At 66.1% G+C, this 25,598-nt stretch carries 20 protein-coding genes and 1 pseudogene; 9 read left to right on the top strand and 12 right to left on the bottom strand.

The window, feature by feature from the left end:
- Positions 1-29 precede the first annotated feature (29 nt).
- The 8 genes from ACM0PY_RS17040 to prpB form a co-directional block, all read right to left on the bottom strand.
- Positions 30-4,937 (bottom strand): alpha-2-macroglobulin family protein, encoded by a 4,908-nt coding sequence (locus ACM0PY_RS17040; protein ID WP_180884206.1) that lies wholly within the window; start codon positions 4,935-4,937, stop codon positions 30-32.
- A gap of 160 nt (positions 4,938-5,097) precedes the next feature.
- Complete coding sequence (locus ACM0PY_RS17035) at positions 5,098-6,558, bottom strand: bifunctional 2-methylcitrate dehydratase/aconitate hydratase (protein ID WP_134970356.1); 1,461 nt, start codon at positions 6,556-6,558, stop codon at positions 5,098-5,100.
- A 124-nt stretch (positions 6,559-6,682) separates the two neighbouring features.
- The gene (gene prpF / locus ACM0PY_RS17030) at positions 6,683-7,861 is read right to left on the bottom strand and encodes a 2-methylaconitate cis-trans isomerase PrpF (protein WP_005418353.1); all 1,179 of its coding nucleotides are present in this window, start codon (positions 7,859-7,861) and stop codon (positions 6,683-6,685) included.
- A 3-nt stretch (positions 7,862-7,864) separates the two neighbouring features.
- Positions 7,865-8,227: a type II toxin-antitoxin system RelE/ParE family toxin gene (locus ACM0PY_RS17025; RefSeq protein WP_134956020.1), complete on the bottom strand. Its 363-nt coding sequence runs from the start codon at positions 8,225-8,227 to the stop codon at positions 7,865-7,867.
- Positions 8,224-8,466, bottom strand: a complete 243-nt coding sequence (locus tag ACM0PY_RS17020; protein WP_065178214.1) for a type II toxin-antitoxin system ParD family antitoxin — start codon at positions 8,464-8,466, stop codon at positions 8,224-8,226. The genes ACM0PY_RS17025 and ACM0PY_RS17020 overlap by 4 nt, the downstream gene beginning before the upstream one ends.
- Before the next feature lie 100 nt (positions 8,467-8,566).
- Positions 8,567-11,185 (bottom strand): Fe/S-dependent 2-methylisocitrate dehydratase AcnD, encoded by a 2,619-nt coding sequence (gene acnD, locus ACM0PY_RS17015; protein WP_414609424.1) that lies wholly within the window; start codon positions 11,183-11,185, stop codon positions 8,567-8,569.
- 97 nt (positions 11,186-11,282) lie between these two features.
- Positions 11,283-12,440 (bottom strand): bifunctional 2-methylcitrate synthase/citrate synthase, encoded by a 1,158-nt coding sequence (gene prpC, locus ACM0PY_RS17010; protein ID WP_005418357.1) that lies wholly within the window; start codon positions 12,438-12,440, stop codon positions 11,283-11,285.
- A 35-nt stretch (positions 12,441-12,475) separates the two neighbouring features.
- A complete protein-coding gene (gene prpB / locus ACM0PY_RS17005; protein WP_088496824.1) occupies positions 12,476-13,369 on the bottom strand; it encodes a methylisocitrate lyase in 894 nt (297 codons plus the stop codon).
- Positions 13,370-13,523: 154 nt separating this feature from the next.
- Here prpB and prpR point away from each other — a divergent pair, with 154 nt between their 5' ends.
- The 3 genes and pseudogenes from prpR to ACM0PY_RS16990 form a co-directional block, all read left to right on the top strand.
- A complete protein-coding gene (gene prpR / locus ACM0PY_RS17000; protein ID WP_180884204.1) occupies positions 13,524-15,107 on the top strand; it encodes a propionate catabolism operon regulatory protein PrpR in 1,584 nt (527 codons plus the stop codon).
- A gap of 527 nt (positions 15,108-15,634) precedes the next feature.
- Entirely contained in the window at positions 15,635-17,170 is a 1,536-nt protein-coding gene (locus ACM0PY_RS16995; protein ID WP_134970364.1) for a S1 family peptidase, read from the top strand.
- Between the two features lie 164 nt (positions 17,171-17,334).
- Positions 17,335-17,640: pseudogene (locus tag ACM0PY_RS16990) on the top strand (AAA-type ATPase lid domain-containing protein); the annotation flags it as partial.
- Between the two features lie 99 nt (positions 17,641-17,739).
- Here the strand turns inward: ACM0PY_RS16990 and ACM0PY_RS16985 are convergent.
- From ACM0PY_RS16985 to pdxH, 3 genes are all read right to left on the bottom strand, one after another.
- Entirely contained in the window at positions 17,740-18,216 is a 477-nt protein-coding gene (locus ACM0PY_RS16985; protein ID WP_180884224.1) for a DoxX family membrane protein, read from the bottom strand.
- Between the two features lie 129 nt (positions 18,217-18,345).
- The gene (locus ACM0PY_RS16980) at positions 18,346-18,705 is read right to left on the bottom strand and encodes a YqfO family protein (protein WP_134970366.1); all 360 of its coding nucleotides are present in this window, start codon (positions 18,703-18,705) and stop codon (positions 18,346-18,348) included.
- A gap of 9 nt (positions 18,706-18,714) precedes the next feature.
- Positions 18,715-19,314 carry a pyridoxamine 5'-phosphate oxidase gene (gene pdxH / locus ACM0PY_RS16975; RefSeq protein WP_065178210.1) on the bottom strand — a complete coding sequence of 200 codons (600 nt, stop codon included), beginning with the start codon at positions 19,312-19,314 and terminating at the stop codon, positions 18,715-18,717.
- 40 nt (positions 19,315-19,354) lie between these two features.
- Here pdxH and ACM0PY_RS16970 point away from each other — a divergent pair, with 40 nt between their 5' ends.
- Positions 19,355-20,182, top strand: coding sequence for a kinase (locus ACM0PY_RS16970; RefSeq protein ID WP_180884202.1), 828 nt, complete (start codon positions 19,355-19,357; stop codon positions 20,180-20,182).
- A gap of 6 nt (positions 20,183-20,188) precedes the next feature.
- Here the strand turns inward: ACM0PY_RS16970 and ACM0PY_RS16965 are convergent, their stop codons facing one another.
- On the bottom strand, positions 20,189-20,392 hold the full coding sequence (locus ACM0PY_RS16965) for a dodecin family protein (protein ID WP_005410663.1): 204 nt from the start codon (positions 20,390-20,392) through the stop codon (positions 20,189-20,191).
- A gap of 98 nt (positions 20,393-20,490) precedes the next feature.
- On the opposite strand from ACM0PY_RS16965, the gene ACM0PY_RS16960 reads away from it, so the two are divergent.
- From ACM0PY_RS16960 to mdtD, 5 genes are all read left to right on the top strand, one after another.
- The gene (locus tag ACM0PY_RS16960; RefSeq protein WP_180884200.1) at positions 20,491-21,033 is read left to right on the top strand and encodes a shikimate kinase; all 543 of its coding nucleotides are present in this window, start codon (positions 20,491-20,493) and stop codon (positions 21,031-21,033) included.
- Positions 21,030-22,142, top strand: a complete 1,113-nt coding sequence (aroB, locus tag ACM0PY_RS16955) for a 3-dehydroquinate synthase (RefSeq protein WP_134970370.1) — start codon at positions 21,030-21,032, stop codon at positions 22,140-22,142. Before ACM0PY_RS16960 ends, aroB begins: the two co-directional genes overlap by 4 nt.
- A gap of 102 nt (positions 22,143-22,244) precedes the next feature.
- Positions 22,245-22,484 (top strand): WGR domain-containing protein, encoded by a 240-nt coding sequence (locus ACM0PY_RS16950; protein ID WP_053498927.1) that lies wholly within the window; start codon positions 22,245-22,247, stop codon positions 22,482-22,484.
- A 25-nt stretch (positions 22,485-22,509) separates the two neighbouring features.
- Positions 22,510-23,592 (top strand): uroporphyrinogen decarboxylase, encoded by a 1,083-nt coding sequence (hemE, locus tag ACM0PY_RS16945; RefSeq protein ID WP_032954409.1) that lies wholly within the window; start codon positions 22,510-22,512, stop codon positions 23,590-23,592.
- A gap of 92 nt (positions 23,593-23,684) precedes the next feature.
- Complete coding sequence (mdtD, locus tag ACM0PY_RS16940; protein WP_134970372.1) at positions 23,685-25,094, top strand: multidrug transporter subunit MdtD; 1,410 nt, start codon at positions 23,685-23,687, stop codon at positions 25,092-25,094.
- Positions 25,095-25,598 lie beyond the last annotated feature (504 nt).

The following is a 25,598-nucleotide window of genomic DNA, read 5'->3' as shown; positions in this document are numbered from 1 at the left end:
GGCCGCGCCGTCGCGGCCCGTCCGCGCGGTCACGGCTGTACCACCGTGATCGTGGTCGGGTTGCTGCGGCCGACACCGCGCAGCTGCGGCCGGTACATGTCCTCCACCAGCGGCGGCGGCACCGAGTAGGTACCCGGCGTCACCGCACGGACCAGGTAGAACACGTTGGCCTTGCTGCCACGCGAGAGCTTCAGCGCAGCCACGTAGCGGTCGTCGCGGAACTCCTCGTGCTTGGTATCGGCGGCCTCACCCCGGTCGCTGATGGTGATGCCATCGACCACCACGTCGGCCCACTGCTTGGCATCGCCCAGGTTGAAGTTCTCGATCTCCAGGCCCGCCGGCAGCAGGTCGGTCAGCAGTGCATCGGGCATCGTGGTGTCGGCGGTGACGGTGACGCGCACGATCAGCGCTTCGCCTTCCTTCAGCGGGCGCGGCGACCACGGCTTGCCATCGGTACCGAAGTAACTGCGTTCAATACCCACTACGCTGTTGTCCGGTGCCGGTGCACTGCGCGGGATACCGGCCACGTCGATGCTGGCGAACATCGGCGGTTGCCCCTGCGGGGTGAAGCGCACGCCACTGGCCAGCTCGCTGGCGCTGAAGTTGCGTCCGAACAGCTTGCGCTCGCCGATCGCTTCGGTGGTGCCACCGATCACCAGCTCACCGGCTACCAGCGCCTTCTGGTTGGCGGCGAGCGCCTTGCCGAGGCGGGCAATCGCCACCTGCTCCTGCGTGCTCAGCCACATCCAGCCGGCATTGCGGCGCGCATCCAGGCCACGACCGAGGTCGACCGCGCGCGCGTCCCAGGCCGGCTTGGCCAACTTGTTCTCGTGGGTCAGCGCGATCATCAGCGCGTCATCGCGGATCGCGCTGCCGTAGTCGCCGAAGTACGACGGGCGCTCGCTGCTGGACTTGGCGAAGGCCGCCGCCATCGCGGCCTGGCCACGCTTGGCATCACCCTGCAGCGACAGCGCCACGCCCAGGTGGACCAGCGACAGGCCACCGACCGCCTTGCTGCGTTCGTTGTCGTACAGCGTGCGCAGGGTACCCAGCGGTGCACGATTGACCCGAGCCAGCACGTAGCCCGAATACGCCTGGTTGGCGAACTTCAGCTTCTCGCGATCCTCCTGGCCATAGAACTGATTGCCGCCGGACAGCAGATCCTCGCTGAGCCGGTTGAGCGCCTTCTGCAGCACGTTGTCGGGCACGGCGAAGCCGGCGTCCTTGGCATCAAGCAGGAACTCGGTGATGTACGGGGTCAGCCATGGGTTCACGTAGCCATCGTCACCCCACATCGAGAAGTTGCCATTGGCCACCTGCATCGACGCCAGGCGACCGAACGCACCTTCCATGCGCTCGCGACGGGTCTTGGCATCCAGGCCATCGGCGCCGAGCATCGACGAGGTGGCCTGGTCCAGGATCAGCGCGGCGTAACCCTTGCTGGTGGTCTGCTCGGCGCAGCCATATGGATAGTTCAGCGCGCCCTGCAGTGCACTGGCGAACGGGATCGGCGGCAGCGGGCTGACCAGCAGGCGGGCATTCACCGACTCGGACATCAGGCCCTCGGTCAGGCTGTTGTCGAGGCTGACTGCGGCCAGCGGATCGAGCGTGCGCACCTGCGAACGCAGCACCTGCGGCCACGCCGCACGCACCGGCAGGTCGTAGCGGCGATCAGCCTTGAAGCCGTTGCCGTCCACCCGCACCCGCACCTTGGCCACGCTGTGGCCCTCGCGAGCCGACAACGGGAAGCTCAGCGTGGTCTTGGCATCGGCATTCAACTGCACGCTGCGGCTGCCCTCGCCCAGGTTCAGCGGGCCTTCGCTCTCCACCTTCACGTTGAACTGCCCCGGCTTGCCGGTGAAGTTCTGCACGTCCAGGGTCACGGTGCTGCGGTCGCCCGGGGCCAGCACGCGCGGCATGCTGGCTTCGGCCAGGATCGGGGCGCGCACAATGGTTTCCACGTCACGCTTGCCGTACTGGTCATCGCTGTAGACCAGCGCCGACACGCGCAGGGTGCCGTTGAAGTCCGGCACTTTCAGCCGGATACGGGCATTGCCCTTGGCATCGAGCTGTACCGGGCCGGAGAACAGGTCCACGGTCTGCACGCGCGCGGTCGGGCGCTTGGCCTGCGGCAATGCCTGCAGCGCCATGTCGCCGCCGAACTTCAGCTTGCCGCTGCCACCATCGAAGCTCTCGATCACCCGGCTGTAGATGTCGTAGGCATCGATACCGAGGCGACGCTGGGCAAAGAAGTGTGCACCGGCATCGGGCACCGGGAAACGGGTGATGTTGAGGATGCCCACGTCCACCGCCGAAACGGTGACGTGCGCGGTCTTGCCGGCCAGCTGCGGCGCACTGACGGTTACCGGCAGATCCTGCTCCGGCCGCATCTGCTTGGGCGCGACCAGGCCGACGGCCACTGTGCGGCCCTTGCGGTCCATTGGCACATGCACCACGCCCACGGCACGGGCCGGAGTGATCTTGCTCGGCGCACTGCCGCCACGGAACACCAGCGCAGTGATGTAGACGTCGTGGCGCTCCCAGTCGGCGGTGACCGGGATCTTGAAGGTCGAACCCGGCTTGACCTCGATGTCCTGCACATACAGCATGCGGTCGGTCTCGACCATCAGGATGCCCTTGCCGGCGTGCGGCGGGGTCACCGTCACCTCCAGGGTGTCACCGGCCTTGTAACCGGTCTTGTCCAGGCCCAGCTTGACCTTGTCCGGGCGTGCATCCAGGCCACGGTTGTCATCGCCCCAGCTCCAGCCGGCACGGAACGGGTAACGGCTGGTCAGGCCGGTGGACGGATCGAACACGTCCACCCGGTACTCGCCCCACTCCACCGGGAAATCAAAGGCGACCGCGCTGTTGCCGGCATCGACGGTTCGGGTTTCCTTGTTCTCGAAACGGCGGGTGAAATCGTAATCCCAGCGGTTGTCGTTGAAGGTCCAGTGGTAGTCGCGCAGCTCGCGCACCAGGGTGATCTTCAGGCCCTTGGCCGGCTGCGGCGTACCGGCAGCATCCACGCGCATCAGCTCGAAGCGCGCATTGCCATTGGAATCGGCGCCGTCTTCGGGATTGAACAGCGGCCGCACGCCGACCAGCGCATTGGCCGGCCACATCACCCGCTTCAGGGTGCGGGTGACTGTGCGGCCGCCGGTTTCATACAGGCTGCCGGACAGCACCACGGCGATCGGCGCCTTGGCCTTGGCCGCCTCTTCCGGCAACGCCACATCCTCACGCAGCTGGCCATTGGCCGGCAGCGTGGTATCGATCACGTCCTTGGCCTCGCGCGGCAGCTGCAGGGTCGGGTCACCGAAGAAATAGCCCGGCAGGCCGTCCACCGGCTTCTGTTCGGCGGCCACCGCCATGCGTGCGGTGAAGCGGTTGCCATCGGCCGGTGCGCCATACAGGTAGGCGCCATTGGCCTGCAGGCGCAGGTCCTCACCCGGCTTCAGCGTCTTCTGCGCGCTGTCCAGGTCCAGCTTCATGCGTTCGGGCAGGAACTCCTCGATGCGCAGGGTCATGCCCTGGATCGCTTCCTTGCTGGCCGGGTCGGTGCGGAACTCGACCTGCCAGCGGCCGGTCGGCGCCTCGGCGGGGATCACCTGCTCGAAATTGATGTAGCCCTGGTCGCCCGGCTGCAGGCGGGTCTCGCGGAAGGTCTTGCCGTCGGGCTGCTTCAGCCGCAGGAACACCGGTTGCGCCTTGACCGGCTTGCCGTCGTTGTCGCGCAGCAACGCGGACAGGCGCACGGTCTCGCCCGGGCGGTACAGGTCGCGCCCCGACCAGGCATAGACATCGAACCACGCGTTGTCGCGGCCGGCCACGGCGAACTCGCTCAGGTCCAGCGCCGGCTGGTTGAACGGCAGGAAGCTGGTGTCCTTGCCACTGCTGGCGACCAGCACGTGGGTGGCATCCAGGGTGTAGTTCAGCAGCGCATTGCCGTTGCCGTCGGTGCTGCCCTTCAGCACCACCTCGCCCTTGGCGTCGAGCACGCGCAGGTCGATGCCCTTCAGCGGCGCGCCGTCCTTGAGACCGGCGGTATGCACGAACAGCTTGTCCTTGTAGGCCCGGGTGTGCAGGCCGATGTCGCTGACCGAGAAGAACGCGGTGTCGAACTCGCCTTCGTAGTCACCGGTACGCTTGAGCAGGGCGAAGTACAGGCCCGGCTCCTGCAGTTCCTTGATGTCCTGGGTGGGCAGGTAGGTCAGCACCCGCTCGTTCTGCTTGCCGCCAAGGATGAAGCGGTTGACGTAGACCGGCTCGGCCAGCTTGTTGATCGGGCTGCGCTCGTAGTCGCTGCTCAGCTCCCAGCTGCCACGGCGGCCGCCGCGCTGGTACTGGCTGAAGAAGGTCGGAAGATCCTTCTCGCGCACGCGCAGGAATTCGACGTCGACTTCCGGCACGTTCACCGAGACCACCGGCAGGCCACGGCTGTCCTTGGCAGGCAGCACGCTGCCCTGCGAGGCGAAGCCAACCACCGGCTTCAGCTCGCCGCTGAACACCTTCTGCTTCAGTTCCTTGCCCAGGCGGCTGCCATCGGCGGCCAGCAGGTCCGGCGAGACCACCAGGCTGAACTCCTTGCCGGCCTCGACGAACGGGTAGCGCAGGGTCAGGCCGTCATCGGACAGCGTCCAGCTGCTGTCCTCGGTGCCGACCTTCTCCTCGAAGCGCACCAGCGTGTCGAAATCCTGGGTGCCGACCAGCGGGCGCGAGAACTCCAGCGCCAGCGACAGGCCGTCATTCTTCTGGTCCGGGTAGGCACGCAGCAGGGTGAATTCCTTCACCTGCTCGGCCTTGGTGGCGATCGCCTCGCCACTGGCCTTGGGCAACTGCCCGCTGTCGTTGCGGCAGCCGGCCAGGCCCAGCAACAGGCCTCCTGCCAGTACCGCCGCCGCCCATCCCCACCGCTTCCGCCGTGCCGGACCGCTCATGTCGTCACTCCTTGATCGAGGTGGCCATTATAGGCAGGCCGCGTCAAGGCGTTGGCGCCCCGGCGGTCGGAAACCCGGTTCCGCCCGGGACCCGCTAGCCGCCAACCTTGGCTGGCGCCCCCCCACATGCCAACCAAGGTTGGCATCTACCAGAGCGGCCTCACCCCGGCTGGTACAGGTCCACATAGTCGGTCACCGGCATTGCCGCCAGCGCCACCGGATCCAGTGATGCCGCCAGGATGCGCTGCTGCTGGACTGTCGGGAAGCGGTGGGCCAGGTGCCGGCGGAACTTGTCCATCAGCAGCGGAATGCCTTCCTCCCGGCGTCGGGCATGGCCGAGCGGGTATTCCACCAGTACCTCGGGCAGCTCAGTACCGTCGTTGAAGCGCACGCCCAGGCCGTTGGCAATGCTGCGCTTGTCCGGGTCCAGGTAGTCGGCGCTGAGTTGCGGATCCTCATGGCAGGCCATCTTCGCCCGCAGGGCATCGATGCGTGGATCAGCGGCAACGTCGTCCTCGTAATCCTCGGCCACCAGCCGCCCGTGCAGCAGCGCGATGGCGACCATGTACTGCACACAATGGTCGCGGTCGGCCGGGTTATGCAGCGGGCCCTGCTTGTCGATGATGCGGATGCAGGCTTCCTGGGTCCGGATCGCGATATGCGCGATGTCCTCGACCCGTCGCCCCATCGCACGCAACTGCTGGTGCAGCATGATGGCCGCCTCCACTGCGGTCTGGCCATGGAACTCGGCCGGGTAGCTGATCTTGAACAGCACGTTCTCCATCACGTAGCTGCCCAGCGGTCGCCCCAGCGTCAGTGCCTTGCCATGCATCGACACCGCTTCAAAGCCCCAGGTCGGCGCGCTGAGCACGCTGGGGTAGCCCATCTCGCCACTGGCCGCCATCAGCGCCAGGCGCACGCCACGGCTGGTCGCATCGCCAGCTGCCCAGCTCTTGCGCGAGCCGGTGTTGGGTGCGTGCCGGTAGGTGCGCAGGGACTGACCATCGACCCAGGCCAGCGACAACGCATTGAGCATGCGCTCGCGATCCAGGCCGAGCAGCTGCGCAACCACAGCGGTGGTGGCCACTTTGACCAGCACCACGTGGTCCAGCCCGACCCGGTTGAAGGAATTCTCCAGCGCCAGCACGCCCTGGATCTCGTGCGCCTTGATCATTGCCAGCAGCACGTCGCGCACGGTCGGCGGTGGGCGCCGCAGAGCCTGCGCGTTGCGCCCCAGCCAATCGCAGACGGCAAGGATGCCACCCAGGTTGTCCGAAGGGTGCCCCCATTCGGCCGCCAGCCAGGTATCGTTGAAATCCAGCCAGCGCACCATCGCGCCGATGTTGAAGGCGGCCTGCACCGGGTCCAGCACGTAATGCGTACCCGGAACGCGCGCGCCGTTGACCACGCTGATGCCCGGCACCAGTGGACCAAGCAGTTTGCTGCAGGCCGGGAACGACAGCGCTTCCAGGCCGCAGCCCAGCGTGTCGAGCAGGCAGTGGTGCGCGGTCTGGAACGCCAGGGGTGAGTCGATGCGCGCGTCGCGCACGTAGTCGACGATGCCCACCAGCAACGCATCCCACGCTGCACGCTCGTTGGATGGGGTGTGGCTGTCGGACATTATCGATCTCCTCGTTGCGGTGCACGGTCGCCCGTGCACCATGCCAACCAAGGTTGGCATCTACCAAAGCAATCTGTCTCTGCGGCCCGGTAGTCGCCAACCTTGGTTGGCGTTCACCAACGCATCACTCGACCGGTACCCGCACCTTGCCTTCCATCAGCACGCGGGCGCTGCGGCTCATGATGGCCTTGGTCACCGTCCATTGGCCGTCAACGAGACCGGCCTGCGCACCCACGCGCAACGTGCCGGAGGGATGGCCGAAGGTCACCGCTTCGCGTTCGCCGCCTCCAGCAGCGCGATTGACCAGCGTGCCCGGAATCGCTGCCGCGGTGCCGATCGCCACGGCAGCGGTACCCATCATCGCGTGGTGCAGCTTTCCCATCGACAACGCACGCGCATGCAGGTCGATCGCCGAGGCCGGAATGACCTTGCCACTGGACGACACGTAGTCCTGCGCCGGTGCCACGAAGGCCACCTTCGGCGTGTGCTGGCGGGTCGCCGCATCTTCCAGGTTCTTGATCAGCCCCATGCGCAAGGCGCCGTAGGCGCGGATCTTCTCGAAGCGCTCCAGCGCCCCCTTGTCCTCGTTGATCGCAGGCTGCAGTTCGGTGCCGGTGTAGCCCAGGTCGGCCGCATTGAGGAAGATGGTCGGAATGCCGGCGGTGATCATGGTCACCTCGAAACTGCCCACGCCCGGCACGTCCAGGGTGTCGACCAGGTTGCCGGTCGGGAACATCGCGCCCGCATCGCCGTCATCGGACGGATCGATGAACTCCAGCTGGATCTCGGCGGCCGGGAAGGTCACGCCATCCAGCTCGAAATCACCGGTCTCCTGCACTTCGCCATCGCGCATCGGCACGTGGGCGATGATGGTCTTGCCGATGTTGGCCTGCCAGATGCGCACGGTGCACAGGCCGTCGCGTGGCACGCGGGACGGATCGATCAGGCCGTTGGCGATCGCGAACGGACCCACCGCAGTGCTGAGGTTGCCGCAGTTGCCGCTCCAGTCGACGAAGGCGGTGTCGATCGAGACCTGGCCGTACAGGTAGTCCACATCGTGGTCCGGCACCGACGCGGTGGAAATGATCACGCATTTACTGGTGCTGGAGGTGGCGCCGCCCATGCCGTCGGTCTGCTTGCCATACGGATCGGGCGAGCCGATCACGCGCATCAGCAGCGCATCGCGTGCGGCGCCGGGCACCTGCGCGGCGTCGGGCAGGTCCTGCAGGCGGAAGAACACGCCCTTGCTGGTGCCACCGCGCATGTAGGTGGCGGGAATACGGAGTTGCGGGAGGAAAGTCATGGATCAGTATCCTGGGTGCGACGAACCAATATCGGGGTTGAGCTCCTCGTCTTCGAGCAGTGCTTCCATACCCCGCGAAGCATTCCAGATGCGCACGATGGAAACGTGCGCAGGTAGCTCCACGTAGTAGACCAGGTAGCCGTCGAAGCGACGAACCGGATGAAAACGCAACGGCGCTGGCAGCGAGGGCAACAGATCCGCATGCAATGTGGAACCAGCACCCGGGTGAGCCTCGATCAGCTTGACGACGGACTCCACCGCATCGATGAAGCCGACTTCCAGCACTTCTCCGCCCTGATCTGCATACCAGGCTGCTGCCTGGTCGAGATCTAGAACCGCTGCAGGAGACCAGTGCGAAGGTTTCACTTGCGGTTCCGAGCACGCTCACGGAGCTTGTCGAAGTGATCCGGCGCCAGAGGCGCCGAAGGACCAGAAGACAGCCCCTCGGCAATCAACTGCTTGAGCAGTGCTTCGGCCTTGCTGCGCTGGCGCTGGCGGATCAGGTCGCGCACATAGTCCGACGTGCTGGAGTAGCCGCCTTCGCGCACTTCTTCGTCCACGAACTGCTTGAGCGGATCAGTCAGCGAAATGTTCATGGTGGCCATGAGACTCTCCATTGGCAGTTTTTGCCAAGTCAGTGTGCGCCCTGCCCAGGTGTCGGACAAGCCCGCCCCCGGCCTCCGGGGGCAGGCATTCAGGCCGGTATCACGCCACCTTGGCGCCTTCCAGGAAGTCCTGCGCGAAGCGCTGCAACACGCCACCGGCCTCGTAGATCGCCACTTCCTCGTCGCTGTCCAGGCGGCAGGTGACCGGCACGATCACGTCCTGGCCGTCGCGGCGGTGGATGACCAGCGTCAGCTCGGCGCGCGGGGTGCGCTCGCCGACCACGTCGAAGGTCTCGGTGCCATCGATGCCCAGGGTCAGGCGGGTGGTGCCCGGCTTGAACTCCAGCGGCAGCACGCCCATGCCGATCAGGTTGGTACGGTGAATCCGCTCGAAGCCCTCGGCCACGATCGCCTCCACGCCAGCCAGGCGCACGCCCTTGGCGGCCCAGTCACGCGAGCTGCCCTGGCCGTAGTCGGCACCGGCAATGATGATCAGCGGCTGCTTGCGCTCCATGTAGGTCTCGATGGCTTCCCACATGCGCATCACCTTGCCTTCCGGCTCCACGCGCGCCAGCGAACCCTGCTTCACGCTGCCGTCGTCGTTGCGCACCATCTCGTTGAACAGCTTCGGGTTGGCGAAAGTGGCGCGCTGCGCGGTCAGGTGGTCGCCGCGGTGGGTCGCGTAGGAATTGAAGTCCTCTTCGGGCAGGCCCATCTTCGCCAGGTACTCACCGGCGGCACTGGAGGCCAGGATCGCGTTGGACGGCGACAGGTGGTCGGTGGTGATGTTGTCCGGCAGCACCGCCAGCGGGCGCATGCCCGACAGCGTGCGCTCACCGGCCAGTGCGCCCTCCCAGTACGGCGGGCGACGGATATAGGTGCTCTGCGGGCGCCAGTCGTACAGCGGGTTGACCGTCGCGCCGTGCTCCACGCGCACATTGAACATCGGGTTGTAGACGCGGCGGAACTGCTCCGGCTTCACCGAGGCCTTGACCACGGCATCGATCTCGGCGTCGCTCGGCCAGATGTCCTTCAGGCGCACCTCGTTGCCGTCGGCGTCCACGCCCAGCACGTCCTTCTCGATGTCAAAGCGCACGGTGCCGGCGATGGCATAGGCGATCACCAGCGGCGGCGACGCCAGGAAGGCCTGCTTCGCATACGGGTGGATGCGGCCATCGAAGTTGCGGTTGCCCGACAGCACAGCCGTGGCGTACAGGTCACGGTCGATGATCTCCTGCTGGATGGCCGGATCGAGCGCGCCGCTCATGCCGTTGCAGGTGGTGCAGGCGAAGGCGACGATGCCGAAGCCCAGCTTTTCCAGGTCCGGCAGCAGGCCGGCCTCTTCCAGGTACAGCTGCACCGCCTTCGAGCCGGGCGCCAACGATGACTTCACCCACGGCTTGCGCAGCAGGCCGCGCTCGTTGGCCTTGCGTGCCAGCAGGCCGGCAGCGATCACGTTGCGCGGGTTGGAGGTGTTGGTGCAGCTGGTGATGGCGGCGATGATCACCGCGCCATCCGGCATCAGGCCCTGCGCCTGCTCGGCCTTGCCCGCTGCCAGCTTGGCCTCGTCGGCGATGCCGCGCTCGGCCAGCTCGGCGGTCGCCACGCGCTTGTGCGGGTTGGACGGGCCGGCCATGTTGCGCACCACGCTGGACAGGTCGAAGCGCAGCACGCGCTCGTACTGCGCGGTGGCCAGGTCGTCAGCCCACAGGCCAGTGGTGCGGGCGTAGTTCTCCACCAGCGCCACCTGCGATTCCTCGCGGCCGGTCAGGCGCAGGTAATCGATGGTCTGCCCGTCGATGTAGAACATCGCGGCGGTCGCGCCGTATTCGGGGCACATGTTGGAGATGGTGGCGCGGTCACCGATGGTCAGTGCCGCCGCCCCCTCGCCGAAGAATTCAAGGTACGCGCCGACCACGCGCTCCTTGCGCAGGAATTCGGTCAGCGCCAGCACCACGTCGGTGGCGGTGATGCCCGGCTGCGGCCTGCCGGACAGCTCGACGCCGATGATGTCCGGCAGCCGCATCCACGAGGCACGACCGAGCATCACGTTCTCGGCTTCCAGGCCGCCCACACCGATCGCGATCACGCCCAGCGCATCCACGTGCGGGGTGTGGCTGTCGGTGCCCACGCAGGTGTCGGGGAACGCCACGCCGTCCTGCACGTAGACCACCGGCGACATCTTCTCCAGGTTGATCTGGTGCATGATGCCGTTGCCCGGCGGAATCACGTCCAAGTTCTGGAACGCCTGCTTGGTCCAGTCAATGAAGTGGAAACGATCTTCGTTGCGGCGATCCTCGATCGCACGGTTTTTCTCGAACGCCTGCGGGTCGAAACCACCGCACTCCACCGCCAGCGAGTGGTCGACGATCAGCTGCACCGGCACCACCGGATTGACCTTGGCCGGGTCACCGCCCTTGTCGGCGATCGCATCGCGCAGGCCGGCCAGGTCAACCAGTGCGGTCTGGCCGAGGATGTCGTGGCAGACCACACGCGCGGGGAACCATGGGAAATCGAGGTCGCGGCGGCGCTCGATCAGCTGCTTCAGCGAGTCGCCAAGCGTGGCCGGATCGCAGCGGCGCACCAGGTTCTCGGCCAGCACGCGCGAGGTGTACGGCAGAGTGGCGTAGGCGCCGGGCTGGATTGCATCGACGGCGGCGCGCGCGTCGAAATAGTCCAGCGCGCTGCCGGGGAGGTTCTTGCGGTAATCGGTATTCATGGGCTGGCGGAATGCTTGGGGCGGGCCGGGTGCCGGCGGTGCGGCGGCGAAAGCATCCGGCCGGCACGCGGCCGGCCGGATGGGGACAGCAGGTGGATCAGACGCGCTTGTCGATGGCGACGAAGTCGCGGTCTTCCGGACCGATGTAGTTGGCGCTCGGGCGGATGATCTTGCCGTCGATGCGCTGCTCGATGATGTGCGCGCTCCAGCCGGCGGTGCGGGCGATCACGAACAGCGGAGTGAACATCGCGGTCGGCACGCCCATCATGTGGTAGCTGACGGCGCTGAACCAGTCCAGGTTCGGGAACATCTTCTTGATGTCCCACATCACCGATTCCAGGCGCTCGGCGATGTCGTACATCTTCATGCTCGACTGTTCTTCGGACAGCTCGCGGGCCACATCCTTGATCACCTTGTTGCGCGGATCGGACACGGTGTAGACCGGATGGCCGAAGCCGATCACCACTTCCTTGCGCTCGACGCGGGCCTTGATGTCTTCCTCGGCCTCATCCGGATTGTCGTAGCGCTTCTGCACTTCGAACGCCACTTCATTGGCGCCGCCGTGCTTCGGGCCACGCAGTGCACCGATGCCACCGCAGATCGCGCTGTACATGTCGCTGCCGGTACCGGCGATGACACGACAGGTGAAGGTCGAGGCGTTGAACTCGTGCTCGGCGTACAGGATCAGCGAGGTGTGCATCGCCTTCACCCACGAGTCCTGCGGCTTCTCGCCGTGCAGCAGGTGCAGGAAGTGGCCACCGATCGAGTCATCGTCGGTTTCCACGTCGATGGCACGGCCGTTGTGGCTCCAGTGGTACCAGTACAGCAGCATCGAACCGAGGCAGGCCATCAGCTTGTCGGCAATGTCGCGCGCGCCCGGATGGTTGTGGTCGTCTTTCTCTGGCGCCACGCAGCCGAGCACGGACACACCGGTGCGCATCACGTCCATCGGGTGCGCCGACGGCGGCAGCTCTTCCAGCGCGGCCTTCACCGCGGCCGGGATGCCACGCAGCGACTTCAGCTTGGCCTTGTACGAAACCAGCTCGGCGCGGGTCGGCAGCTTGCCGTGCACCAGCAGGTAGGCGATTTCCTCGAACTCGCTGGTGTTGGCCAGGTCCAGGATGTCGTAGCCACGGTAATGCAGGTCGTTGCCACTGCGGCCCACGCTGCACAGCGCGGTGTTGCCGGCGGCGGTGCCGGACAGGGCGACGGACTTCTTCGGCTTGAAGGTCGGGGTTGCGGTCGTATCGTTCATGTTTCCCTCCGAAACTTGATGGTGCAGGGTACTGCTTATTTCTTGGCGGCGAACAGCGCATCGAGCTGCTGCTCGAAGGCGTGGTAGCCGATGCGGTCGTAGAGTTCTTCGCGGGTCTGCATGGTTTCCACCACGTTGCGCTGGTGGCCATCGCGGCGCACCGCCTGGTAGACGTTCTCGGCCGCCTTGTTGGCCGCGCGGAACGCCGACAGCGGGAACAGCTGGATCGCAACACCGGCCGAAGCCAGTTCATCGCGACTGAACAGCGGGGTGGCACCGAATTCGGTGATGTTGGCCAGCACCGGCACCTTCACCGCGTCGACGAAGCGACGGTAGGTGTCCAGGTCGTAGGCCGCCTCGGCGAAGATGCCGTCGGCACCGGCCTCGACACAGGCAATGGCGCGCTCGATGGCCTTGTCCACGCCGTCCACCTGGATGGCATCGGTACGCGCGATCAGGAAGAAGTCCGGATCGGTCCTGGCATCGGCAGCCGCCTTCACACGGTCCACCATTTCGCCCTGCGAGACGATTTCCTTGCCCGGACGGTGACCGCAGCGCTTGGCGCCGACCTGGTCTTCGATGTGGCAGGCGGCCGCGCCGGCCTTGATCAGCGACTTCACGGTGCGCGCGATGTTGAACGCGCTCGGACCGAAGCCGGTGTCGATGTCAACCATCAGCGGCAGGTCGCAGACATCGGTGATGCGGCGCACGTCCACCAGCACGTCTTCCAGGGTGTTGATGCCCAGATCCGGCAGGCCCAGCGAGCCCGCGGCAACACCACCGCCGGACAGATAGATGGCGCGGAAGCCGGCGCGCTTGGCCAGCAGGGCGTGGTTGGCGTTGATGGCGCCGATCACCTGCAGCGGCGATTCGGCAGCCAGCGCCTCACGGAAGCGGGCACCGGCGGAGAAAGGGGCGGAAGCGGTCATGCGGCAATCCAGGTTGGAGAACGGATAGGTAGCCGCAAGCACCATGCCAAGCTGCAAGCCGTTGATTTCACGGGGATGACCGCCACGCGATAGTGAAACATATGAAACATTGAAACGTATGTATCATGAAACATCCCGTCGACCTCCCGCCGCCATGTACCTGCCCCGCTCCCTCCTGCGCCACGCCGACGCCGACCTCGGTCGCCCGGTGATCTGGACCGTCAGCGTTTCGCGCCTGACCGGCCTGCTCGGCGACGTCATTCCCGAGTTCGACCGCCGTGCGCGCATCGAGCAGATCAACCTCGGCTTCGAGGAAGCGGTGGACGTGATCGGCCAACGGCTGCGCCGCCAGCACTGCGACGTGGTGATCGCCGGCGGCTCCAACGCGGCCTGGCTGCGCGGCCGGCTGGAATTGCCACTGGTGCCGATCCAGGCCAACGGCTTCGACCTGATGGAAGCGCTGGCCCGTGCCCGCCGCATCGCCAGCCGCATTGGCCTGGTCACCCACGCCAGCGACGTACCCGTGTTCAGCAACTTCCAGCAGAGTTTCGGCCTGGATATCGAGCATCGCCGCTTCGTCACCCGTGAGGACGCGCGCGACTGTATCGCCGACCTGCGCGCCAATGGCATCGAGGTGATCGTCGGCACCGGCATGGCCATTGACCATGCCGAGCAGGCCGGCCTGCCCGGCGTGCTGCTCTATTCGGCTGACTCGGTGCGGCAGGCGTTCGAACATGCGCTGGAGCTGACCCAGGCCCTGGCCCGCTCCGGCGGCAACCACGCCGCCCCGCGCCGGCGCCCGGCAGCGCGTGCCGATGCGCATGAACTGCTCGGCGACAGCCAAGCGATGGCCCAGGTGCGCGCACAGATCGCGCTCTATGCACCGCATGACAGCACCGTACTGGTGACCGGCGAAACCGGCACCGGCAAGGAGCTGGTGGCGCGGCAGCTGCACGCAGCCAGTGGCCGTCGCGGACGCTTCGTGGCGCTGAACTGCGGCGCCATCAGCGAATCACTGCTGGAAGCGGAACTGTTCGGCTACAGCGATGGCGCCTTCACGGGTGCACGGCGCGGTGGTCGCGTCGGCCTGGTCGAGGCCGCCGATGGCGGTACGTTGTTCCTGGATGAAATCGGCGAACTGCCGCTGCCGTTGCAGACCCGCCTGCTGCGCGTGCTGGAAGAACGCGAGGTGCTGCGTGTCGGCGCTACCGAACCGACCGCAGTCGACCTGCGCGTGGTGGCCGCCACCCTGCAGTCGCTGGAGCAGCGCGCGGCGACCGGCGGCTTCCGTCGCGACCTGTATTACCGGCTGGCCGCACTACGCATCGCCCTGCCCCCGCTGCGTGCGCGGCGCAGTGACATCCCGCTGCTGGCACAGCACTTCTTCCGCCAGCTGCGTGGAATCGATGCGCCACTGGATGAGGATGCGCTGGCGGTGCTGACCGCCGCCAGTTGGCCAGGCAACGTGCGTGAGCTGCGTAATCTGGTGGATCGGCTGCGCATCCACTGGCAGCCCGGTGAAGGGCTGATTGATGCCATGCGACTGCTGCAGCTGGCACCCGAACTGGTGAATGAGAGCGCCGCTGCGCTACCGGTGGAAAGCAACGGCAAGCGCCCGCCGCGTGCGCAGTTGGAAACGCTGTTGCAGGAACACCGCAATGACCGCGAGGGGATGGCGCAGGCACTGGGCGTGTCACGCACCACGCTATGGCGCTGGCTGCGCTCGGAGGGCTTGTAGAGTCGAGCCATGTTCGACTGAAAAGAGCAGTCGAGCAAGCTCGACTCTACAAGGGCGGCCCCGGGCTCCTGCCCTGCCCCCCCCCTGCAACCCACGAAGGTCTACCGGGATTAGGAGGGAAACTGATCAGCCAAGTCGTACCGGATCTGCGACAGTCCCGCATCCGCGCCATTGCACGGCGGAGATCTACCAGCACTCCTCAGGGTTGGATCTGCTCCAGAAGCCTGCTCATTAATGGAAGCCGCGAACTGGCGTGATTTTCCAGCGACGTAGTGACGCAAAAGGCCCGCCCGCGGCGGCGCATCCACAAATCCCAACACCAGAAACACGAATGCGACCGACGCCGCTGCACAGTTCCAGCCCCTCAGGGCTAGCGCATCCGCCCAAATAGCCCGAACTGCCGAACAGCTCACACCATACTACGCAAGCACGCGATATCAATCAGAACCATGACGTTCAAGAAATCACTCCGCGAATCCCGAAGAGAGGACGTCATACCCCCCCCTGACACTAGATAAGGATATTCAGTGAAACCCTCATCCGGATCACGCAACATCCTGACTGCAACCGTCACCCTGCTTGCAGCATCTGCGATATTCAATCTTAACGCAGCGACCCAGGACAGGGACATAGTTGCTGAGAAGTACGCAGACACTTACAGGACTTCCACCAAAGAGGCGACACAACGACTCGCCGCATCGAGAGACGCCGGTCGACTGCAGCGACGCATCGCGACGGAGAACCCGGAAACGTTCGCAGGCCTCTACATCGAGCACTCACCCGAATTCCAGATCGTCGTGCTGTTCACCAAGGATCCAGAGCGAAATCTAGCCAAGTACACGCAGAGCAGACTGTATTCCGCGAGAGTCGCGCCACGCTCCCTTGAGATGTTACTGGCGGCGCAAGAAGAAGCGGGCGAACAGCTGTCGAGATCGGGAGTGCGTTTCGAAAGCGGAATCGACATCAGAAGGTCGGAAGTCGAACTACGGGTATTGGATGGCAGAAGAGCGAGAGAGGTGCTGGCAAAACTTCTTGCTACAACAGACTTCATCAGGATCCGTGAAACGACGGGATTCCCCCAACCAACGGCACTTATCGGCGGAACCAAAGTAAGCGGCCCCAGAAATCACTGCACCATGGGATTCAACGTCGTGGAGCACGACACGCGGGAACTGGGGATCGTAACGGCCGGGCATTGCGACAACAATCTGACGTACTTGAACTCCACCCTGCAATTGCTCTATCAGGATGAAAGCGATGCGGGCAACTACGACGTACAGTGGAACAAGCAACGAGTCATCGGCACCCCCAAGCAACAGAGGAATGAAATAGTTGTCGAGGGCGGCCCGGAAACGATCATCAGTGAAACAGCGTCCGCTGACCTTGCCGTAGGCATGCCAGTGTGCAAGAGCGGCGCCACCACTGGATACACCTGTGGCGAAGTTGCCGACATCAATGCCGCAACCGAGGACTACAATGGCCAACCGGCGAGCTATGTCAGAGCAATGAATGCCGATGATCTTGAAATGAATGCAGATGGTGATAGTGGCGGCCCTGTGTTCTCCGGGGAGGCTGGACATAGGAGCGCTTACGGAATTGTGCATGCGCGCGGCGCCGGCGACCGCATCAACCATCTTTATTTCATGCCGATCGAGCGGCTTTCCATTCTCGGAGTAACGACATTGACGATCCCTTTTGAGATCGAAGGTGCTCCTGATGTTTCTGGGCCTTCGCCCTCCATCCCGGTCGATGTCCATTTCAAGGGGTATCCACGCTTCCCCGTCGAGCTAACCCTGGAAGTGCTTTCCTGCCCTGTGGGGTGGACGTGCACGGGCGGCACGAAGCGCTACACCGCGAACATTCCCTCGCCGATGACGTTTACATGGGGTTGCGACTCGAGCGCTCCTGATTGGCCCAAGCATTTCAAGGTCCGGACGCACCTAAAGGACGCGTCTGGTATCACCACAGATGCCGTGGAGACCAACATCGCGTGCACGGGGCCCGCAGTAGGCTCTGCCAACCAAAGAAAGGCCCACGCGGCACCAAGAGCTGGAATGGAGTAGAACATTCACATCCAATCCTGCTTTGTCGTGATCAGATCGACGTTGGACGCCGGTCCATATGCGGACGACAGCATGGATGCAGCAGCGGTTCGCGCTATTGCCCCTCCACACCGCGGCGCGTCAGGGGCACGGTGACCAGGCAGTGCCATGAGGGCATTGGGGCTGCAGTGTTGACCACCGCCGAGTGGCCCGGCAACGTGCGCGAACTGCGCAATCTGGTCGATCGACTGCGCATCCACTGGCAGCCGGGTGAAGGGCTGATCGACGCGGCGCGCCTGCTGCAGCTTGCGCCCGAGCTGACAAGCGAAGGCGCGACGGCACTGCCGGTGGAAAGCAACGGCAAGCGTCCACCGCGTGCGCAGCTGGAAGCATTGCTGCAGGAACACCGCAATGACCGCGAGGGCATGGCGCAGGCGCTGGGCGTATCACGCACCACGCTGTGGCGCTGGCTACGCGCGGAGGGGTTGTAACCACTCGTTGCCTGGTGGGCGCGAACCGATGCCTGGCAGGGGCGAACCTTGGTTCGCACTGCTCTTCGGTCAAGCACCGCATCCACGCATGGCGTAGATCTACCGACGAGGACCACGCACCGAACCCAGCGCGTCGAAGGCGAAGCGGCCACTGCCCACCGCTGCGATCCACAGCAACAGCACGCCCAGCGGCACTTCGCTAAGATAGAAGAACCAGCTCAGCCAATCGGGCACGCTCAGTCCGGCAGGAATGCGCGCGATGCCGTCGGTCAGCGCGGCCACCGCGCAGATCCCCGCCAGCAGCAGTGCCGATGGGCGGCTGAGGACGCCCAGTACAAGCAGTCCACCTGCGATCCATTCAATGCCGCCGAGCACTGGCGCACTGAACACCGGAAACGGGATACCCGCATCGACCAGCGTATGCACCATGCGCTCGCGTCCCGCGTCGGTGAACACCTTGTTCCAGCCGGACACGCAGAACATCACTCCAGCGATGATGCGGGCCAGCAGCAACAGGAGTGCTTCCACGCCGCGACGCGGCGGCGGCACCGCAAACAGGCAACGCCAGGAGGGGATGGCGACTCCGGAAATCAAGGGCATTCGTCAGAGTGTGCCGGTTGGTTGGTTGCCCGCAGATGAAGCGCATGGGTCTGAATGCGACAATCCACCCTTGGTAGAGCAACCGCAGTCGAGCATGGCTCGACTCTACAATAAGCGTGCATCAGCCAGCAGCAGCTCGACTTCCTCCACCTGCACTACCGGCACCTGCCACGGGTGATGCGGTGCAATGCCCTGTTCGAACATGCGCTGCAGCCGCTGCGCGTCACGCGGCAGGCAGAACTCCAGGCGCACGCTGGCGACCACTTCGGTGCGCCCCGCCTCACCCTGCGCGGGCGACGCACCCACGCGCGGGCGGAACTGCTCGAACCCCGGCGCCGACCACCACATGCCGTGCTCGTAGCCCCCGCCTGCCAGGGCATCCACCGCAAGGATGCCCTGCTTCACTGCGTCCAGTGCTGGCGGCGGTACGAACACCACCACGCGGTACAGCGGCAGGCGTTGCATCAGTCAGCCTTACGGATACAGCAGTCGCTTGCTCCAGCGCCCTTCAGCACCGGCTTCATAGCACCAGCGCTCGTGCAGGCGGAACTGCGCGCCGTACCAGAACTCGATGCGGTCAGGCACCACGCGCAGGCCGCTCCAGCCGTCCGGGCGCGGAACGTCCTGGCCCTCGAAGCGGGCTTCGACCTCGGCCACGCGCGCGTCGAACTCCTCGCGCGTGGCCAGCGTCTTCGACTGCTGCGAGGCCCAGGCACCGATCTGGCTCATGCGCGGACGGCTGGCAAAATAGGCATCGGCCTCTGCATCGGCCACCTGCTCGACACGACCTTCGATGCGCACCTGGATGCCGGCCTCGCGCAGGCTGCGCCACAGGAACAGCAGTGCAGCCTGCGGATTGGCCTGCAGCTCCCGGCCCTTGTGGCTGTCCAGGTGGGTGTAGAACACGAAGCCACGCTCATCGAACGCCTTCAGCAGCACGGTGCGCGCCGAGGGACGGCCGTGCGTATCGGCGGTCGCCACGGTCATGGCGTTCGGCTCGACCTCGCGGCTCTGCCTGGCCTCTTCGAACAGGCTGGCAAACGTGGACAGGGCTTCGGCGTACAGGTCGCTCATGATTGCGTTCTTCTCACACGGATTGGGCTATTGTGGCTGCATGGCTGCTGCTGCGTATATGCCCCAGGTGAAAGGATTCCCCGAAACATTGGCCGAACAGGTGCTGGACAATGCACTGGGCAGTGGCGCAGCGGTTCCAGTATTGGCGATCAGCGGCCTGCAGGGGAGCGGCAAATCGACGCTGGCCGCGCAGGTCGTGGCCCGCGCCCAGGCACGCGGCCTGAACGCAGCCACGCTGTCGATCGACGACGTCTACCTGACCCGCGCACAGCGCCAACGGCTGGCCCGCCAGGTGCACCCACTGCTGATCACCCGCGGCCCACCCGGCACCCACGACCTGGCGCTGGCCCATGCAGTGCTGGATGCGGTGGCCGCGCGGCAGCCCTTCGCGATGCCGCGTTTCGACAAGCTGGCCGACGAACGCCTTCCCGAAGCACAATGGCCGCGCCTGCAACAACCGCTGGACCTGCTGGTGTTCGAAGGCTGGTTCCTGGGCACGCCCGCGCAGGATGACATCGCGCTGGACAGCCCGTTGAACGCGCTGGAGCGCGAGGCCGACGCCGATGGCCGCTGGCGGCGCTGGTGCAACCAGGCGCTGGCCCGCGACTACCCGGCGCTGTGGCAGCGCTGCGACCGGCTATGGTTCCTTCAGCCGCCGGATTTCTCGGTGGTACCGCGCTGGCGCTGGCAGCAGGAGCAGAACCTGCAGGCCGCGCAGCCGGGCCGGCACGGCATGAGCCGGCCACAGCTGGAGCGCTTCGTGCAGTACTACGAGCGGGTCAGTCGGCAGGCACTGCACACCCTGCCCGCCCTCGCCGACCACGTGGTGGTACTGGACGGCCAGCGCCAGGTGCAGGACGTGCGCTGAGCGCGCCTATTCCACCAGGAAGGTCACCCGCAGGTTGACCCGCCACTCGGTGATCTCGCCGCTGCCATTGGTGACCACCTTGGTCTCGTTCACCCAGGCGCCCTGGATACCCTTGACCGTCTCGGAGACCTTCTTCAGCCCGCTGCGCACGGCGTCCTCCACGCTTTTCGGCGAGGAGGCGGTGATTTCGATGACCTTGGCGACCGTCATGGCCTGTACTCCGGCTGGCGCGGGAGACCCCGCAGGAACACCTACCCTGACGTGAAGAACGTAAAGGCCAGGGCACGGAGGTGTTAGCATCACAGGGCATGAATCCTGCTCCGAACCTGATCCTGATCGGCCCGATGGGCGCCGGCAAAACCTGCATCGGCCGCCGCCTGGCCGAGCGCTTCACGCTGGACTTCGTGGACGTCGACCAGGCCATCGTCGATGCCGCCGGCGCCAGCATCCCGACCATTTTCGAGCACACCGGCGAAGCCGGCTTCCGCAGCCATGAGCGGCAGGCCCTGGCCCGCGTGCTGGAAGGCCGCGGCCAATTGGTCTCCACCGGCGGCGGCGCGGTGCTGGACCCCGGCAACCGCGCATTGATTGCCCGGCGCGGCTTCGTGGTCTACCTGCGGGTCGGCGTGGCCGCGCAGCTGGAGCGCCTGGCCCGCGACAAGGGCAGGCCGCTGCTGCAGCGCCCGGACCGCGAGCAGGTATTGCATGATCTGGCCGCACAGCGCGACCCGCTGTACCGAGAACTGGCCGACCTCACCCTCGATACCGACCCGTATACCGCTGCCGACGCGACTGCCCAACTGGTGGTCAAGCTGGCCATGCAATGGCAGCGCCAGGACATGACCGCATGACTTCCCCCGCCCTGCTGCAGGTCGCCGTTGGCGGCGATCGCCCCTACTCCATCACCATCGGCGCCGGTGCCCTGGCCGATGGCGCTGCACTGGTTTCACACGTGCGCGGCCGCCATGTGCTGCTGCTCAGCGACAGCGAAGTCGCCCCGCGCTATCTGGCGCCGGTGAAGCAGACGCTGCTCGCCGCACGCCCCGACCTGATCGTCGGCGAGCACGTGCTGGCCGCGGGCGAAGCGTCCAAGACCCTGGCCGAATTCGGCCGCGCAATCGAAGCGCTGGCCACGCTCGGCGCCACCCGCGATGCCTGCGTGTTCGCCCTCGGCGGCGGCGTGGTCGGTGACCTTGCCGGCTTTGCCGCCGCCTGCTGGATGCGCGGCGTGGACTGCGTGCAGCTGCCGACCACCCTGTTGGCGATGGTCGATTCGTCGGTGGGCGGCAAGACCGCGGTCGACATCCCTGCCGGCAAGAACCTGGTCGGCGCGTTCCATCCACCGCGTGCGGTGATCGCTGATACCCGCGTGCTGGCTACCCTGCCGCCGCGCGAACTGCGCGCGGGCCTGGCCGAAGTGGTGAAGTACGGCGCGCTGGGCGATGCGGTGTTCTTCGAATGGCTGCAGCAGCATGCCGATGCGCTGCTGGCCGGCGAGGATGCCACGCTGGCCGAAGCCATCGCGCGCAGCTGCCGGCACAAGGCCGCCATCGTCGAGCGCGATCCGTTCGAGAAGGGCGAGCGTGCCCTGCTCAATCTCGGCCACACCTTCGGCCATGCCATCGAGACCGAGCAGGGCTACTCGGCTCCTGGCCGCGATGCGCTGAACCATGGCGAAGCCGTGGCGGTGGGCATGGTGCTGGCGGCAAAGCTGTCCACCGACCTGGGCCTGGCCGACGACGCCGACCGCGCTCGCCTGCAGGCACTGTTGGAACGCCTCGGCCTGCCGGTGGCGATCCCGGCCGGGCTGGACCCGCAGGCCCTGCTCGGCCGCATGCGCCTGGACAAGAAGAATGTGGCCGGCCGCCTGCGCCTGGTGCTGTGGCGCGGCATGGGCCGCGCCGAAGTGGTGCCGGACGTGGATGAAGCGGCGGTGCTGAAGGTGCTGTCAGCCAGGTAGAGCCGGCCGCTGGCCGACTTGTCCACGCATGAAGTTGCCGGCCAGCGGCCGGCACTACCACGTTGCGGCAGGGGTCACCCCTGCCCCGCTACAATCGGCGCCATGCACGTCTACCTGCAACATCCCGACGCCGGTGCGCAGGCACCGCGTTTCCTGCGCCTGAGCCTGCAGCCGGACCTGTTCGGCGGTTGGGAGCTGCTGCGCGAGAGCGGCCGCGTCGGCAGCCGCTCGCAGCTGCGGCGCGAGCTGTTCCTGCAGGCCGACGACGCCCGCCACGCCTTCGAGAAGGCCCGCGATGCCGAACTGCATCGCGGCTTCCAGATCCTTTCGCACGGCGACTGACGCCGCTGCTCCTCCCGTCCAAGGAATGCCCATCGTGACCAGCCCTCTCCGCAACGATCGCCTGCTGCGCGCCCTGCGCCGCGAACCGGTGGACTGCACCCCCGTCTGGCTGATGCGCCAGGCCGGCCGCTACCTGCCGGAATACCGCGCGACCCGGGCCAAAGCCGGTAGCTTCCTGGCCATGGCCAAGACCCCGGAGATCGCCTGCGAAGTCACCCTGCAGCCGCTGCGCCGGTTCCCGCTGGACGCAGCCATCCTGTTCTCGGACATCCTCACCATTCCCGATGCAATGGGCCTGGAGCTGTACTTCGTCGAGGGCGAAGGCCCGAAGTTCCGCCACCCGGTACGTGATGAAGCGGCCATCGCCAAGCTGGCGGTGCCGGACATGGAGCAGGACCTGGGCTACGTGATGGATGCGGTACGCCTGATCCGCCGCGAGCTGGACGGCCAGGTGCCGCTGATCGGCTTCTCCGGCAGCCCCTGGACGCTGGCCTGCTACATGGTGGAAGGCGGCGGCAGCAAGGATTTCGCACGCATCAAGGCGATGGCGCTGAACCATCCGCAGGCGCTGCACCGCCTGCTGGAGGTCACCACCGAAGCGGTGATCGCCTACCTCGGTGCGCAACGCGCGGCCGGTGCGCAGGCGCTGCAGGTGTTCGACACCTGGGGTGGCGTGCTGTCCCCGGCGATGTACCGCGAGTTCTCGCTGCGTTACCTGCAGCGGATTGCACAGGGCCTGGATCGCGGCGAAGGCAGCGAGCGCACGCCGCTGATCCTGTTCGGCAAGGGTACCGGCCTGCACCTGGAAGCACTGTCGCAGACCGGCGCCGATGCACTTGGCCTGGACTGGACGCTGGACCTGGACGAAGCAATGCGCCGCACCGGTGGTCGCGTCGCCCTGCAGGGCAACCTCGACCCGACCACGCTGTACGCCTCGCCGGATGCGATCGCCACGGCCGCAGCGCGCGTGCTCGACACCTATGCCGCCGGCAACGGCGGCTCGCGCGAAGGCCATGTGTTCAACCTCGGCCACGGCATGTCGCCGGACATGGACCCGGCGCACGTGCAGGTCCTGGTCGACGCGGTGCACGCGCACAGCCAACGCTGAGCATTCCGCATGCCATCACGGCGCGATGTTGATCGCGCCGTGACCCGCAGTGCGCGATCATGGCGGCCCCCACGCCGCACCGGCCACACCCCATGCCCACATCGCCATCGACCTACAACCGCCAGCGTCCCCTGCTGTGGCTGGTGTCCCTGGCGATTTTCATGCAGATGCTGGACTCGACCATCGTCAACACGGCGTTGCCGGCGATGGCAGCCAGCCTGGGCGAGAGCCCGCTGCAGATGCAGTCGGTGGTGTTCAGCTATGCGCTGGCGGTCGCCACCTTCATTCCCGCCTCGGGCTGGATCGCCGACCGCTATGGCACCCGGCGCACCTTCCTGGTGGCGATCATCCTGTTCACCCTCGGCTCGCTGGCCTGCGCGTTGGCCCAGCACCTGCACCAGCTGGTTGGCGCGCGCGTGCTGCAGGGCATCGGCGGTGCGATGCTGCTGCCGGTCGGCCGGCTGGCGGTGATGCGCTCGGTGCCGCGCGAGGATTTCCTGCGCGCGATGAGCTTCATCGCCATCCCCGCGCTGGTCGGCCCGCTGATCGGCCCGACGCTGGGCGGCTGGCTGGTCGAGATCGCCTCATGGCACTGGGTGTTCCTGATCAACCTGCCGATCGGCGTGATCGGTTTCATCGCCGCGATGAAGATCATGCCCGACCACTACGCCAGCCATCGCACCCGTTTCGACCTGCGCGGCTACATCATGCTGGCCTTTGCGATGGTGGTGCTGTCGCTGGCATTGGACGGCATCTCCGGACTCGGCACCCCGCACGCGCTGGTGATGCTGATGACGGTCGCGGGCCTGGCTGCGCTGGTGGGCTACTGGCTGCATGCAGCCAATTCCACCGCGCCCTTGTTCTCGCTGGCCCTGTTCCGCGTACCCAGCTACCGCATCGGAATCCTTGGCAACCTGTTCTCGCGCATCGGCAGCAGCGCCATGCCGATGCTGATCCCGCTGCTGCTGCAGGTCGGCCTCGGTCTGGGCCCGATGAACGCCGGCCTGATGATGGTACCGGTGGCGGCCGCCGGCATGGTCTCAAAGAAACTGGCAGTGAAGCTGGTCGAACGTTACGGCTACCGCCGCGTGCTGATGACCAACACCGTGCTGGTGGGGCTGGCAATGGCCAGCTTCATCCTGATGACACCCGGCCAGCACCTGGCCTGGCGCCTGGTGCAGCTTGCATTCTTCGGCGCGGTCAATTCACTGCAGTTCACCGTGATGAACACCGTGACGCTGCGCGACCTTGACCGCGAATTCGCCAGTTCCGGCAACAGCCTGCTGTCGATGGTGATGATGCTGGCCGCCGGTTTCGGCGCCGCGGCGGCCGGCAGCCTGCTGGCCGCGTTCGGCAATCACCTGGACAGCAACAGCGCGACCGCCGCGCTGCATGCCACATTCCTGTGCGTGGGCGCGATCACCCTGACCTCGACGATGATCTTCTGGCAGCTGCCTGACACCAAGCCCGAACCGCGGCAGGTCGAGCACGTCGCGGAGTGAGGGGGGTTCGGCAGGGCCTGCGGCCCTGCACCCGCAGAGGCCGAAGCAACAGCAACAGCGAGCATTCCGTGGGTGGTAGGGCGGTGTGGGCTTGCAGGACACGCCGTAAACCCCCAGACCGGCCCAGCCGCTGGCGGCTGTGCGTTCGGGCGCTTGCGAAGCAGTGCTTCGCAAGCAAAGCGCCCTCACCCATCGGGGCTCGATGGCGCCATCCATGGCGCCAACGGTCCTGCAAGCCCACACCGCCCCACCTCTGACAGATTTTCGCGATTGGGTAGATCCACGCCGTGCGTGGATGAACGTCCATTGACATCGAATAGGTCGAATTGAAATCGAAATGCATCCACGCATGGCGTGGATCTACTGCAGATCGCAGAATTCTGTAGAAGGCGGGGTGGGTCCGGTTGCGGGGGCGTGAGCCGCATGGGCCCGAGGCATGCCTCGGGCGGGTTGGGCAGGACGCCCAACCCCGGTCTTGCCGTGTGCGCAATCCTGCGCACACGG

The sequence above is a fragment of the Stenotrophomonas sp. BR163 genome (assembly GCF_047520985.2).
GTDB classification, from domain to species: Bacteria; Pseudomonadota; Gammaproteobacteria; order Xanthomonadales; family Xanthomonadaceae; genus Stenotrophomonas; species Stenotrophomonas sepilia.
The sequence above is the reverse complement of the archived record's forward strand: the minus strand, read 5'-3'. Positions and strand labels throughout refer to the sequence as shown.